General features: G+C 41.3%; 13 protein-coding genes. 11 read left to right on the forward strand and 2 right to left on the reverse strand.

All coding sequences use genetic code 11. From position 1 onward, the window contains the following. Positions 1-27 precede the first annotated feature (27 nt). The 7 genes from P3L56_RS18395 to P3L56_RS18425 are packed head-to-tail and all read left to right on the forward strand — an operon-like array spanning position 28 to position 6,923. Complete coding sequence (locus tag P3L56_RS18395; RefSeq protein ID WP_042845492.1) at positions 28-1,026, forward strand: 3-oxoacyl-[acyl-carrier-protein] synthase III C-terminal domain-containing protein; 999 nt, start codon at positions 28-30, stop codon at positions 1,024-1,026. Next, on the forward strand, positions 1,023-2,030 hold the full coding sequence (locus P3L56_RS18400) for an NAD-dependent epimerase/dehydratase family protein (protein ID WP_210831808.1): 1,008 nt from the start codon (positions 1,023-1,025) through the stop codon (positions 2,028-2,030). Before P3L56_RS18395 ends, P3L56_RS18400 begins: the two co-directional genes overlap by 4 nt. After that, entirely contained in the window at positions 2,024-2,827 is an 804-nt protein-coding gene (locus P3L56_RS18405) for an MBL fold metallo-hydrolase (RefSeq protein WP_210831806.1), read from the forward strand. The genes P3L56_RS18400 and P3L56_RS18405 overlap by 7 nt, the downstream gene beginning before the upstream one ends. Before the next feature lie 8 nt (positions 2,828-2,835). Further along, complete coding sequence (locus tag P3L56_RS18410; RefSeq protein WP_131680218.1) at positions 2,836-4,101, forward strand: F390 synthetase-related protein; 1,266 nt, start codon at positions 2,836-2,838, stop codon at positions 4,099-4,101. Further along, positions 4,098-4,709: a phosphatase PAP2 family protein gene (locus P3L56_RS18415; RefSeq protein ID WP_131680118.1), complete on the forward strand. Its 612-nt coding sequence runs from the start codon at positions 4,098-4,100 to the stop codon at positions 4,707-4,709. The genes P3L56_RS18410 and P3L56_RS18415 overlap by 4 nt, the downstream gene beginning before the upstream one ends. Further along, positions 4,706-5,827 (forward strand): sterol desaturase family protein, encoded by a 1,122-nt coding sequence (locus P3L56_RS18420; protein WP_210831807.1) that lies wholly within the window; start codon positions 4,706-4,708, stop codon positions 5,825-5,827. Before P3L56_RS18415 ends, P3L56_RS18420 begins: the two co-directional genes overlap by 4 nt. Next, entirely contained in the window at positions 5,820-6,923 is a 1,104-nt protein-coding gene (locus P3L56_RS18425) for a fatty acid desaturase family protein (RefSeq protein WP_048606001.1), read from the forward strand. The genes P3L56_RS18420 and P3L56_RS18425 overlap by 8 nt, the downstream gene beginning before the upstream one ends. 38 nt (positions 6,924-6,961) lie before the next feature. On the opposite strand, the gene P3L56_RS18430 is transcribed toward P3L56_RS18425, so the two are convergent. Next, complete coding sequence (locus P3L56_RS18430; protein ID WP_042845498.1) at positions 6,962-8,281, reverse strand: polysaccharide deacetylase family protein; 1,320 nt, start codon at positions 8,279-8,281, stop codon at positions 6,962-6,964. 365 nt (positions 8,282-8,646) lie between these two features. On the opposite strand from P3L56_RS18430, the gene P3L56_RS18435 reads away from it, so the two are divergent. The 3 genes from P3L56_RS18435 to P3L56_RS18445 all read left to right on the forward strand — a co-directional run bounded on the left by P3L56_RS18435 (position 8,647) and on the right by P3L56_RS18445 (position 12,165). Beyond that, complete coding sequence (locus P3L56_RS18435; protein ID WP_048605999.1) at positions 8,647-9,759, forward strand: mandelate racemase/muconate lactonizing enzyme family protein; 1,113 nt, start codon at positions 8,647-8,649, stop codon at positions 9,757-9,759. 188 nt (positions 9,760-9,947) lie between these two features. Then, the gene (locus P3L56_RS18440; protein ID WP_042845500.1) at positions 9,948-11,258 is read left to right on the forward strand and encodes an MFS transporter; all 1,311 of its coding nucleotides are present in this window, start codon (positions 9,948-9,950) and stop codon (positions 11,256-11,258) included. A 172-nt stretch (positions 11,259-11,430) separates the two neighbouring features. Beyond that, on the forward strand, positions 11,431-12,165 hold the full coding sequence (locus tag P3L56_RS18445) for a Crp/Fnr family transcriptional regulator (RefSeq protein WP_042845502.1): 735 nt from the start codon (positions 11,431-11,433) through the stop codon (positions 12,163-12,165). Here P3L56_RS18445 and exuR read toward each other — a convergent pair whose 3' ends face one another. Continuing rightward, complete coding sequence (exuR, locus tag P3L56_RS18450) at positions 12,166-12,927, reverse strand: transcriptional regulator ExuR (protein ID WP_042845504.1); 762 nt, start codon at positions 12,925-12,927, stop codon at positions 12,166-12,168. 249 nt (positions 12,928-13,176) lie between these two features. Between exuR and P3L56_RS18455 the strand changes: the two genes are divergently transcribed. Beyond that, entirely contained in the window at positions 13,177-14,670 is a 1,494-nt protein-coding gene (locus P3L56_RS18455) for a UxaA family hydrolase (protein WP_042845506.1), read from the forward strand. Positions 14,671-14,755 lie beyond the last annotated feature (85 nt).

The raw sequence follows: 14,755 nt of genomic DNA on the forward strand, positions 1-14,755 counted from the left end.
ATCTTTGTTAGATAGGCACTACTTTATATGTCTGGTAATAGCTTAATCACCCCACTTAAAATCATAGCTTCTGGTGTAGCACTGCCTAAGAATAAAATTTTTTCTTCAATGCTTGATGAAAAACTCAATAAATCGATAGGGTTTGTTGAAAAACATTCAGGCATTGAATACCGCTATCATGCCAGTAATACTGATTCGCAAGCCGAGCTGGCAGCTCAGGCGATCCAAAACACACTGGACGCTAGTCATATCAATCCTCAAAGTATTGATATGCTAATAAATGCCTCTGCTATCCCTGTTCAGGCGTTACCCTGCTCCGCAGCGCATATCCTAGAGCAATCAAACTTAAGGGAAGGCATTGCATGCTTTGATGTCAATGCCAGTTGTATTAGTTTTATTACCGCATTACAAGTTGCCGCGGGCTTACTCGCAACCAGTGCTTATCAGCGAATTGCTATCGTCTCTGCAGATATTGCTTCACGGGGAATTGATTGGCAGGACAAGGAATCATCATTGATTTTTGGGGATGGTGCAGCTTGTGTGATCGTTGAAAAAGGCGATGGAACTAGCGGTATTATTTCTTATACCCATACAACTTATACTGCTGGCATTGATTTTTGTGAAATCCGAGCTGGCGGTACAAGGCGTAATCCGCGTTCAGGTATGACTGAGGATGATTTCCTTTTCCATATGCAAGGTAAAAAACTATTCCGCTTAGCCTCCTCTTTAATTGAAGACTTTATGCAACAGGTTTTTCATGAATCAGGCTTACAACTCAAGCAAATAGAGACAGTTATTCCACACCAAGCTAGTCATTTATCGTTAGAGCATATGCGCCAACGTGTCGGGGTAACAACAGACCAATTGATTGATATCTATCGATATCGTGGTAACCAAGTCGCAGCATCTATCCCCTCAGCATTACATGAGGCGATTATTAGCGGTCGGTTTTATGAAAAGCAAAGTGCAATGTTAATCGGAACAGCAGCAGGATTAGCACTATGTGCAATGGTACTTATCCCGTGAAAATATTAGTCACCGGCGCAACCAGTGGGCTAGGACGCAATGCTAGCGAATATTTACTGCAAAGGGGGATTGAAGTCATTGCTTGTGGTCGTAATCAACAAGCAGGTCAACAACTGAGCCAAATGGGTGCTAAATTTATTTCAGTAGAATTGGCCGATTTAACCCAGCAAGATGCCAAAAAACTAATGGCCGGCTGTGATGCAATATGGCACTGTGCCGCACTTTCTTCGCCTTGGGGAAAGCGCCAAGACTTTGAAAAAACAAATATACATGCGACTCAAACCTTAGCAACTGCCGCTGGTGAAGCTAACGTTTCGCGCTTTATTCATATTTCTACCCCTGCAATTTATTTCAATTTCACACACCAGCAAGATATTAGTGAATCGACGGTTAATACCCATTTTGCCAATCAATATGCAAGAACAAAATATTTAGCAGAAACCGTTATCGAACAGTGTGTGAGCCAGTTTCCAACAACACGCTACACTATTTTACGTCCAAGGGGGTTATTTGGACCTCATGACCGTGTACTTTTACCGAGGTTATTAGCACAAATAAAATCATGCCAAGGTAAATTGATATTACCTAATGGGGGAAATAACCATTTCGACCTCACTTATGTGGGAAATGTGGTTCACAGTATGCAATTAGCGACTGTTAAAAATGGACTTAAAAGTGGAGCTGCCTACAATATCACTAATCAACAGCCTCAAGCGCTAAAGCAAACGCTTCAACAATTGTTTAGTGAATTGAATTTAAAGTGTGAAATTCGTTCTGCGCCTTACCCATTACTGTATGGTCTGGCAACTCTTTTAGAAGCGATTGGCTATATAACAGGAAAAGAACCCTTACTGACGCGTTATAGCCTTGGAGCCGCCTATTTCACCATGACACTTGATAACCAAAAAGCACAACAAGAACTCGGTTATTACCCTTTATATACGATGCAACAAGGGGTCAAATTAACGGCGAAATGGTTAAAACAGCAGGAGAATTTATGTTAACCATCCACCAGTATGAAGTGGGGTATTGCACACACCCAGGTTGCGTTGCCCTTAAAGGTGCGAGCTTTAAATCCTGTAAATTTCCTGCCAGAGCATGGTTAATTAACGATGAAAACCAACGTTGGTTATTTGATACTGGTTATGCGACGCATTTTTATGATCATACTCGCCACGGAATTATGCGGTTATATCGAGCCATTACCCCAGTTTACTTCGACAGTAAACAGGCATTAGTTAATCAACTGGCTGATGATGGAATAAAACCCGCAGATATTAATGCCGTTATTTTGTCTCACTTTCATGGTGACCATATCGCAGGGCTACGTGACTTCCCTGAGATCCCCATTATTTGCTCTGGTGATGGGTGGGCAAAAACACGTCACTTAACTGGTTTTGCCGCCTTAAAAAATGCCTTTGTCAGCGGGTTATTACCCGATGATTTTGAACAACGCACTGTGTTTTATGAAGGGTTTGAGCGTGTTTCTTTGCCTCATGAATTGCAAATATTAGGCGAAGGTTACGCCGTAAATAAGAAAAAGACCTTATTAATTGTACCGCTTCCTGGTCATGCAGCAGGTCATATTGGTTTATGCGTTTTAACGAATACAGGTTGGGTGCTCCTTGCGGGGGATGCCGCGTGGTCACCAACCAACTATAAACAATTACGTGGGCCAATGGCGATTGCTAATATCATCATGGATGATAAGCAAGCGTATTATGAAACGCTGAATAAATTACATGAAATTGATAAGCAAAATATTGTCATCCAACTTTGTCACGAGGGTGAATTGCAGTGATCTTTTCCATGCTTTGGCACTATTGGCGAGCACGCCGTCTAAAATTTGAAAACCGTGAACAACTTGAAGCCTATCAGCAAAAGCGCCTAACACAATTCAAGCAAAAAACATTGGCTAATAGCCGCTATTTTTCCCCGTATATTCATCAACCACTCCATGATTTTCCCATCATGAATAAACACATCATGATGAGTCATTTTGATACGATGAATACCGCAGGGCTTTCTCGCCAAACATTACTCGATTGTGCACAAAAAAGTGAGCAATCTCGCGATTTTGCCCCTAAAGTAGGGAAATATAGTGTTGGGTTATCCTCTGGGACATCAGGTCGCCGCGGCCTTTTTGTTGTTAGCCCTGAGGAGCAAAATATCTGGTCTGGCAGTATGTTAGCCAAAATGTTACCGAGTGGGCTGTTCAACGGTGAGCGTATTGCGTTATTTCTTAGAGCCAATAATAACCTGTATGAAAGCGTCAATAACCGCTGGATATCCCTGCGTTTTTATGACCTTTTCGCGGATTTTCAACAACAATTAATCGAACTAGAAAGATATCAACCTTCTATTATTGTTGCCCCAGCTCAAGTGCTGTGCGCTATTGCCCAAGCGATTAGCCGCCAACAAATTCAATTAAAAGTACAAAAAGTCATTTCAGTGGCGGAAGTGCTTGAACAACATGATAAACAAAAATTACAGAACTGCTTCCCGAGTGTTGGTGAGGTCTACCAAGCCACTGAAGGTTTTTTAGGCTGTACTTGTTCGCATGGAACTCTACATTTAAATGAAGCCTTTATTCATATTGAACCTAACTGGATCGATGATGAACGATTCTCTCCGATTATCACTGATTTCACGCGGAAAACTCAGCCGATTGTCCGTTATCAACTCGATGATGTTTTAGTTGTGAAAAAAACACCTTGCCCCTGCGGTTCCCCTGAATTAGCGATTGAACGTATCGAAGGCCGTTGTGATGACTTACTCCAACTCCCCGACCAAAAAGGGAATACGGTGACTATCTTTGCAGACCCCTGCGCCCGAGTCATTGCCAATAGCATACCCCTTACCGCTGACTTTCGGTTGACCCAGCAAGGCCAGTTATTAATTTTACAAGCGGAATGTACACAGCTTGAATTAAATGATTGCCAACAGCAACTCGAAAACTATTTCACTCGTCAGCAAGTCGATATCACTCAGTTACGTTGGCAATTATCATCTGAGCCAATTCAACAAGCTCTCTCTATTAAAAAACGCCGGATTATTCGAAAGGAAGAGCAATGAATATTAAAACGTTATTCATTAGGGCGTTATATTGTTTAATCGGCTGGGGAACAGTCGGCATTGTGTATAGTTATACTGGTCAAAATACAGATAATGTCCATCTACTGGCTCCAAGTGCGGTTGATAGCGCGGTGCCGTTCTCCCCTAGTGCGGTTTGGTTTTATCTATCCTTCTTTTTGTTTATCCCATTAGGCTATTTTTGCAGCCCAATAGAACGAACTCGGTCATTAATGTTTGCTATGCAATTATGTGCCTTAGTCTCTGGCGCTGTTTATTTACTGTATCCAACCACAATGCAATATTACGATTATGATTTAACCTCATTTTCGGCTCACGCTTTATCCGCTTTAATCAAGATTGATAGCCCTCAAAATTTATTACCTTCTCTACATGTCTCATTGACTCTTGTCGTACTGAATGCATTATGGTCGGTAAAATATAAATTTCGAACACTGTTGTACTTTTTATGGGCCGCAGCCATTTGTGTGTCTGTGTTGGTACTAAAACGCCACTTATTTATTGATGTTATCACTGGAGCAGTAACCGCTTGTGGAGCGCTGTTGGTTGTCCACATGGCAAAATACGGCTTAGAGAGAAAACGCTCATGAATGAATTAACCTTTCCGATTATTTTTATGTTAGCGGTCGTCATTGTTGAAGGCTTAGTGATCGCCAAAACACAAAAGGGGTCGGTAAGTTGGCAGGAATTGGTTTTTAACCTGAACTCTGGTCATATTATGTTGTGGCTATTTAGAGGGTTAGAGCTTTTTTGTTATGGCTTTGTCGTTACACACTACTCATTCAACCTTGTTGAAAACTGGCCAACAGCTTTAATTTGGATATTTGCTATTTTAGCGTGGGACTTTGGCTTTTACTGGCTGCATCGCTTACACCATACTTACCGCCTATTATGGGCAGTACATGTAGTACATCACCAAGGAGAACACTACAACCTATCATTAGGTGTACGTAATTCATGGTATTCATCTCTAACCTCAATCCCATTTTTTATGTTATTGGCTCTTATCGGGGTGCCTTTAGAAGTCTTTATTACTGTTTCCATTTTGCACTATACCATCCAATTTTTTAACCATAGCGCGTTGATCCCACGCCTTGGTTGGTTAGAAAAGTTTATGGTGACACCACAGCATCACCGAGTTCATCATGTAAAGGAAGGGCACTACTCAAACCGTAATTTTGCAGGTAGTTTTATTTTTTGGGATAAGCTATTTGGCACTTTTTCCAAGCTACCAGAAACAGAGCACCATTTTGGTATCAAGGGTGCACCAGCATCCGAGAACCCATTTATTGATAGCAATTTACCTTTTTGGAAAATTATTAATCGCCGCCGGCAGACAACCCAAAAACCATCACCGTTATTTCGCACTAACCAATTTGCTCTTGTGATAGGAACACTTCTGCTATTTATATTAGTAATTGGTTATGTCTACCTATACGGCTACGGTTATCAAGGTACAACACTGCAACAAGTCATTTTATTTGTTTTATTAGCACTGGGAACTATTGCCCTATCAGGGATATCTGATGGCCGTAAAAGTGGCTTAATAAGCTGGTTTTTTATAGCCTGCTTATTACTTATTTGTATTCTATTTATTTGGCAATGGACAAGCCCATTTTGGATAATTTCGACCAGTGCGCTGTGGTTACATAGTTTGCTGATGCTCATTGGCATTGGTCGTAAACCAGTGCAGGTGCTCAATGTCTAATGAGCCACTAAGACCATTAGGTTATCAACATCGCCATGATCAGGCTTTTCAAAAAGCATTAAACAATGCTGCTATGCAGTATTTAAAAGACCGTTCAGATCACCGTTTTGCAGATCTACGCTTCTATTTAAAAAGCCTAGTTTTAGTATTGTGCTGTTTCGGCAGTTACATCGTAGCCTTGTGCGCGAATGCGCAATGGGCTTTTTTCACTTTTTATCCGCTCTTTATCTGTTTTGCCCTGTTGTTGGCGATTAATTTGGTCCACGATGCCTCCCATAATGCGATTTTTAAACATGGGAAAGCCAACTATTGGCTTAATTTCTGGGTCACTATCCCACTTGGCCTAGACCCTGAGTGTTGGCGTGTTAGACACATTATTTTTCATCACGCCCACACGAATATTCGTCACTATGACCTAGATATTGAAGAAAATTTTGTGCTACGGCAGACCCCATACCAACGCTGGTACCCTTTTATGCGGGCGCAACATCTGTACTGGCCCTTGGTTGCAGCCATGACATTTCCGGCGTTGATCTGGTTTTTTGATTGGTTAGATAGGTTTCACTTCACGAGAGTCGCCCCACATATGCGCCATCAAGGGCAGAAAGGGCTTAGTACCTTTTTATTGGCAAAATTTCTCCATCTGTTTATCGCTATTATTATCCCTATCTTAGTTGTTAGTGATATCAGCTTAGGTACATTGCTGCTCACTTATTTGCTTAGCCAAATGTTTGCATCACTCATATTTGTTGTTTTGATACTCGGCACACACTGGGCAAAGGCAACCTTCTACACCCCACCCCAAGAAGGTAATATGCCCCACGGGTTTTATACACATACATTTTCAACCACTTATGATTGGCATACCACGCCTCGTTGGCTCACCTATTGGCTAGGTGGTTTAAACTTGCACTTAACTCATCATTTGTTTCCCAACTGGAATCACCGCCACTACCCTGCCCTTGCAAAGATCATCGAACAAACGGCAAAGCAGTTCTCAATGGAATATCACTGTATCAATGCCAAGGAACTGTTTATCTACCAGCAGCGGTTCTTAAAGGAAATGGGAACTGGCAAACAAGCCGATATGCACTGAATACCGATAAAAAGGAATTCAGTGCATTAAACGGGATATCACCTGTCGATAATAATATTTTGATTAACCACATTCTGTTCGCTATTCCCAACCATCTGAGAAAATTTGTCGAGGGGATCGGTACGAAATGCATACAAGCGTTTTAAAGCATATGGGTTATCCCCTAGCTTCACTTTCCCTTGAATTGTCGTCAAAGCTAGGTGTAAGCCCGCTTCTTTTGCGGCATCCATTGCAGATTGGTTATAGCCACCAAAGGGGTAGGCTAAATAGCGCTGCTCTGGCTCAAAATGGCTAAGTAGCCTCATTGAGCGTTTAAAATCCAACATGGCCGTGTGTTGTTTACGGCTAAAAATAATCGGTGAGTTATGGTTATCCAAACGATGTAAAAAGTGCGTGTGTGATTGAATATTAAATACATCTTGGCTATCTTTTATTTCTTGTTTGCTCATAAACTGTAACGAATCTGCAGACCACTTTTCTGGATGAGTTTTGACCCTTGAAGAAATAACAAACAAAGTTGCTTGCTGATGATTTTGCCTTAAAATCGGTAACGCATAACGGTATACGGATTTCAAACCATCATCGAACGTCAATACCACGGCTTTGCCGGGCAAGTTAGCTGATTTATTCAAATAATCTTCCACATCCTGCAAAGAAAGGGTTTGATAACCCGCTTGCTTGAGGTAATTCATTTGTTCACTGAATGCTTCCACTGAAGTGGCTGTCGATGTTTCACGAAACAGTTTATTTTCACTATCTTGTAAAATATGGTGATAAGTTAAGATTGGAATACCTTTATCCAACGCAACATCATCCAGATGAACATACCCTAGTCTGTCACCTAAGCGAATTGTCAGCCAAGCTGTCTTTGTACCTATTTTATCGGTTTTTATCATTCTAGCGACGACCGGATAACGTAAGTTTGCCCATAAAGAGGCAATTTGCCGGCCACTGCTATCAGCTGATTGATAAACAGGCGTTTTTTGCCGTGTGATTAGATAATCATAAACGGGTTTTTGTAAGTCATTTAACCTATCAATATCTGGAATATAACGAGGGGGTTTATTCGCAAGTGCTGTTGCCTTTACAAACGCATAATCATTACCAAATTGCATCGCGCTATAATCCCCTGAAGAGTTATAAGCATAGAACCCATGATTATGGTTAAGTTCAGCCACCGCACGCATTTCACCCGCGACCCTTGAAAAAATAATTTCTGTTTTTTGGGTTTGGATTAGTTTAGGGGGAATATCGGCTAACCGCCAATCCTGCGTATTATGCTCAACAACTGTGGCTAAAGATGGGGAAATAGAATTTATGAATAAGACTAAAAATAAAACAAGTAATTGTTTACACATTTTTTATCCATTACCAACAAAGTTTGCATTAATTATTCTAAACCTACTGAAGAATTAACCCTATACCCCATGAAAAATTTTTATTGAAAGGTCGCCCCCCTGTTACCTCACTCTCTTTATCAAGCAGCTACCCCCCCCTTACAGCTTAGCCCCAATACTCATTTTAATCAGTGTTTATTTCTTACGAAAGTTATTATACCAATTAGGTGATTTAACCTTGATGTATCATACAAAATAAAGAGATCTAGCTCATGTTTATCAGTAAAAAACGTTTTCAAGGTACGATCTGTAAATCATTTGACAGTTAATTCCATTTCCCACTGTTAGATTGGCAATCAACCACCTTTCAACACCTGGGAATAACAATGAAAATAAAAGAAATTAGTACCTTTATCATGCACGTTCCGGTCACTAATGATCTAATTGGTGATTCGACGCATAGCATTACCCATTGGGGAATGCCGGGTGTCATGATCAAAACTGAATGTGGGTTAGTCGGTTATGGTCATACAGGAACACATGCGGATATCACTACAGATCGTTTAATTACCACCATCATTGAAGATGTTTTTGGCCCCATGCTGCTGGGTGAAGACCCAACTGAAGTACGTTATTTACATCGTAAGCTCACTCGTAGTTCGACCAATATTTGGGTAGGCCGTGGTGGCTTGATGCAAATGGCTATCTCTGCCATTGATATTGCCTTGTGGGATCTCAAAGCGAAAGCTGCCGATCAGCCACTATGGCAACTGTTTGGCGGTTCAAAACACAATAAAGTGAACGCTTATAATACTGACTGCGGTTGGCTGGTTCGTAGCCAAGACGATCTCGTTGATGATTGTAAAAAAATGATCTTCGAAGAAGGTTTTAAAGCGATCAAAATGAAAATTGGCAAGCCAGATCCACGTGAAGATTTACAAAGAATCGAAGCCGTTCGCCATGCAATTGGCGATGATATTGACCTAATGGTCGATGCTAACGGTAAATGGGATATCAGCATCGCCAAACAATATGGCCACCGTTTAAATGATTTCAACATTAAATGGTTTGAAGAGCCACTGTGGCACGATGACGTGGCAAGTCACAAGCAGCTAGCAGCTTACATGGATACACCAATCGCGTTAGGTGAATTACTGTATCACAATGATTCATTTAAAGAATTTGTCCTTGCTGGCGCGGTTGATTACCTACAACCAGATGCAACCCGTTGTGGTGGTTTAACTGCAGTATGGGAAATTGCGGATTTAGGTATGGCATTTAACTTACCAGTAACACCGCACCATGGCGATATGATGCAAGCACAATTGCACTTAGTCATGGCACATCCAGCCTGTTCATTACTGGAATTTATTCCATGGACATTGGATTGCTTTGTTGACCCAGTTGAAGTCATTGATGGTGTTTATACCACCCCAACGGCTCCGGGAGCCGGTACGACGTTAAAACCGGAAGCATTGGCTAAATTTAACGTGAAATAATAATAATTCCCTTTTTCGCTATTTCATCACTAACACCACGAGAAAGGGAAATAAATAACAAGAATTATTCATTTTAAGTTACTTATTCATTAGCTCTATACTCTACCCTGCTGATAACTCAGCGGTGGGCTAAACACGTAATAAAAATGAATAGATAACATCATTACCTTACAAAACTGGGGTGAACCATGTCCACCAATACTGATCATTTATCATCGGCTACCAGCAAAGCAATACGAAAAATAATACCCATGGTGGTATTAATGTTCATATTAGCGTATTTAGACCGTTCAAATATCGGTTTTGCAAAGCAAGAATTTCAATTAACAACAGGGTTAAGTGACGCCGCCTATGCATTCGGTGCAGGGATCTTTTTTATTGGTTATGCACTATTTGAAGTACCAAGCAATATCTTACTGTACCGTATAGGTGCACGTGTATGGCTATCACGCATTATGGTCACATGGGGGTTAGTTTCAGCGGCAATGATGTTCGCTCACGATGAAACTACCTTTATTGTCTTGCGTTTCTTATTAGGCGTGAGTGAAGCGGGCTTCTTTCCAGGGGTTATTCTGTATTTAACTTTCTGGTTCCCACAAAATATTCGTGCCCGTGTCACTGGCTATTTTTTATTTGGTGCACCATTAGCCTTTATTATTGGAGGACCATTATCCGGTTCATTACTCGCACTAGAAGGCTCATCATTCGCATTCGGTTTATATGGCTGGCAGCTAATGTTTGTTGTCGAGGGGTTACTCGCCTCTCTCGTCGGGATTTGGGTATTTTTCTACCTTGATGACCGTCCAGAAAAAGCAAAATGGCTGACAGCAGAAGAAAAAAGTGCGCTTTCCGCTAAATTAGCCACAGAAGAAAATGCCAAAGCAGGGCATAGTCCAAAAGGCGCTTTAAGTGCGCTATTAGATATGCGAGTTCTCTATTTATGCTTAATTTGGTTCACTGTTCAAGTATGTGGTTACGGTATTTATTTCTTCCTGCCAACCCAAATCGGGACGCTATTAGGCAGTAAAGTTGGAATATTAGTCGGCTTCGTGACGGCAATTCCACCTCTGTGTGCGGCTATCGCAGTTTACTATGTCCCGCGCATTTCTGAACGCCTAAAAGAGCGTCGTAAAGTGGCTGCGATTACCTTTATGTTAGGGGCTGCGGGGATTGCTGTATCCGGCTTGTTCGATAGCATTCCAGTCATTGCCATTATTGCACTGTGTGTGGCAGCAGCAGGTCACTTAGCGATGCAACCTCTGTACTGGAGCTTCCCATCGGCTTACTTAGGTGGAACCGCTGCGGCATCCGGTATTGCCTTAATTAACTCCGTAGGCAACTTAGGCGGTTTTGTGGCACCAAACTTAAGAGTCTGGGCAGAAACGACGTTTGAATCTGCGCGAGCTGGGTTGTACTTTATCGCGCTCGTTGCCTTTATTGGCGGTCTTTTAATACTGACATTAAAACGATTAGGTATTGAAAAACGATTCGAAGATTAAATCTTTGTTCCCGGGCCACCATCGGTGGCTCGTTTTTACTTAATTAATGGCAACATTAGCTTTCATTTATTACACAAAGAGGTTTAATCAAATATTGCGGTGGTTCAGGATTGAACATACCCCTACCAAATGTCATGATAAAGTCAGCTTATTTCATGCAGGGAGCATTCAGATGAACATTGCAGTACAAAATAGCCAGTTAGTTTTGCCCCATGCAAACATTCTTGAAATTTTACAAACCAATAGCTGGTTTAATAACTTACCTGACTATTTGATTAGTATATTAATGGAATGCGCAACGCTACGTTTTTATAACGATGGCGAAATGGTTCACTACCAAGGCGACCCAGCTAGAGGGCTATACGCCGTCATTCAAGGCTCCGTTAAAGTGAGTTCCATCTCTACTGATGGGCGTGAATGTGTATTCCGCTATCTTTCCCCCGGGAACTGGTTTGGCGAAATTGCCATGTTAGATAAATCCGCCCGTACTCACGATGCAAAAGCGATTAGCCCAACAATTTTGTTGACGATTTCACCAAAAGACTTAGCTACAATCTTAGAGAAATACCCTGTTTTTTATCAATCATTGAATATCTTACTGTGTAAGGTCATTCGCAACGCTTTTACCATTATCAATGACAGCGCTTTATTGTCAGTTTCTGCTCGGTTAGCTAAACGGCTGCTTAGCTTAGCCGAAGGGTACGGAGAACCCCATGAGAAAGGCATCCAACTTAGCCTATACCTAACACAAGATGACCTAGCAACGATCATTAATACCACTCGACAAACCATCAATAAGCGCTTGGTTGCTTGGGAAAAATTAGGTTGGATCGATGCAAAATACGGGAAAATTATCTTAGTGAATCTCCCCGCATTAAAGCAAATCTCTGAAGATGATGAGGAATAACTAATCGTTATGATCGACGGTTGGACTATCCGCAAAAAAGTAACGATCCATGGTAAATTCGAAGTCATCACTAGTGGCATTAAACAACATTTTTTTAGTGTTTTCCAAGTGTTGCCACATTGCTTGCCTTGCCCCCTTTGCATCACGGCGTGCAAGTGCCTGTAAAATTTGGTCATGTTCATCACACCAACTTTCAATCGACCTATTATCAATGTGCTCATGAAGTTTTAACCAGTATGGGTTACGCAAGCGCTGGCTCCACATCTGCTCAACAATAATTACCATGGCGCTGTTATGAGTCGATGCTGCAATTTGCATATGGAATGCTAAATCCCACGTTGAATCACGAAAGCGGTCTTCTTTCCGTGCATTTTTTTGTATATCAACCAGTTTTAAAATATCTTCTTTAGTTGCTTGAGTCGCGGCAAACTCTGCAATATGGCTTTCAATCAATTGCCTTGCTTGTAGTAATTCAAATGGGCCACAACGACTAAACTCGAGCCCGCTGTCCGTATTAACCGAGTTGTTAGACCGATTACTAATAACATGTATACCTGAGCCTTTGCGAACATCCACATAACCTTCGACTTCTAACATAATAATGGCTTCACGGATCACCGTACGGCTGACATTCATTTCGTCTGCAAGTAAGCGTTCTGCGGGGAGTTTTGTCCCTATTGGGTACGCATCATTTTCAATTCTATCTTTAACCAAAGCGGCAACTTGCTGATATAAGCGTGGTTCACTCTCTTGTGAGCTCATCATTTTCTCCTTTCGCAATACAACCCTGTGTAACCAGCATCTAAACGCTCTAAGTATAACGAAATTTACCATGTCTGGGTGAAATAGAAAATGTTAAGAAAAGAAATTACAGTTAAATTGGTATAACACCTTTAAAAGATATAAACCAAATAGTATAATGCCTGAAATTTAGTCAATAAAATGATTGATCACACCTTGATATGATTGGTTGATCCCATTACATCCGATTTCCAGCCCAGGGAACTAAACATGATAAAAGATATAATTAAAATACATGCCAATGACAATGTCGCTGTTACGCTAACTGATAGGCAAGTAGGAGAAACTATCACTATTGATAACCACTCCGTCACCCTAAAACAGGATGTCGCCCGCGGTCATAAAATCGCATTAGTGCCGATTGAAAAAGATCACAATATCTTAAAATACGGTTCCCCAATTGGTCATGCAACCACTGCAATTAGTGCTGGTGAGCATGTGCATACTCATAATATTGCAACAAATTTAAGTGCATTAAATGACTATGAATATGACCCAGAATGTAACCTAATTGCGGCAACTCTCCCTGACCCTGAAGTACAAATTTATCGCCGCAATAACGGTGACATTGCCGTCCGTAATGAAATTTGGGTGATCCCAACGGTTGGATGCGTCAATGCCCTTGCAAGAAAAATGATCGAACGCTTCAATAAACAGCACAATGAAGCGACTGATATTGACGGGGTCTATCTTTACAACCATACCTTAGGCTGCTCTCAATTAGGCGATGACCACTTAACCACCCGTACTATTTTGCAAGATATGGTAAAACACCCTAATGCAGGGGGCGTTCTGGTGATTGGGTTGGGATGTGAAAATAACCAAGTGGCTGAGTTTAAAGCAACATTAGGTGATTTCGATACTGATCGCGTTAAATTTATGGTATGTCAACAATTGGAAGATGAAATTGAAGCGGGCGTTGAACACCTTAATGAACTTTATCAATTAGTTAGACAAGATAAACGTGTGTCAGGCAAGCTTAGTGAAGTGAAATTTGGCCTTGAGTGTGGTGGATCTGATGGGTTATCAGGGATCACCGCCAACCCACTATTAGGCTGTTTTTCTGATTTCCTTGTCAGCCATAATGGAACGACTGTTTTAACCGAAGTGCCAGAAATGTTTGGTGCTGAGCAGATTTTAATGAACCATTGTCATGACCAACAAACCTTCGAAAAAACAGTAAATATGATCAATGACTTCAAACAATATTTTATTGCTCATGATCAACCTATCTATGAGAACCCCTCTCCGGGTAATAAAGCAGGCGGTATCTCTACGCTAGAAGAAAAATCCCTTGGTTGTACTCAAAAAGCGGGAACCAGCCAAGTAATGGATGTATTAAAATACGGCGAACGCCTAACAAAACCGGGCTTTAACCTATTAAGTGCTCCAGGTAACGATGCGATTGCAACCAGTGCATTAGGCGCCGCAGGCTGCCATATAGTGCTATTTACTACGGGTCGTGGAACTCCTTATGGTGGGTTTGTACCAACATTAAAAATTGCCACTAATAATGAACTGGCCGCCAAAAAACCCCATTGGATTGATTTTAATGCAGGTGCCTTATTAACCGGTAAATCCATGGATCAGTTATTGGCTGACTTTATTCAACATGTGGTTAAGGTCGTAAATGGAGAACAAACCAAAAATGAAGTGAATGACTTCCGCGAATTAGCCATTTTTAAAATGGGCGTCACACTTTAGAATAAACTGCCCCTATTGTTTTCGCTATTAGGAAACAATAGGGGCGCTTCTAACCTATTCTATTGTCTTAATTTCATTTCCCTAT

The organism is Providencia sp. PROV024 (assembly GCF_032709665.1).
GTDB classification, from domain to species: domain Bacteria; phylum Pseudomonadota; class Gammaproteobacteria; order Enterobacterales; family Enterobacteriaceae; genus Providencia; species Providencia huashanensis.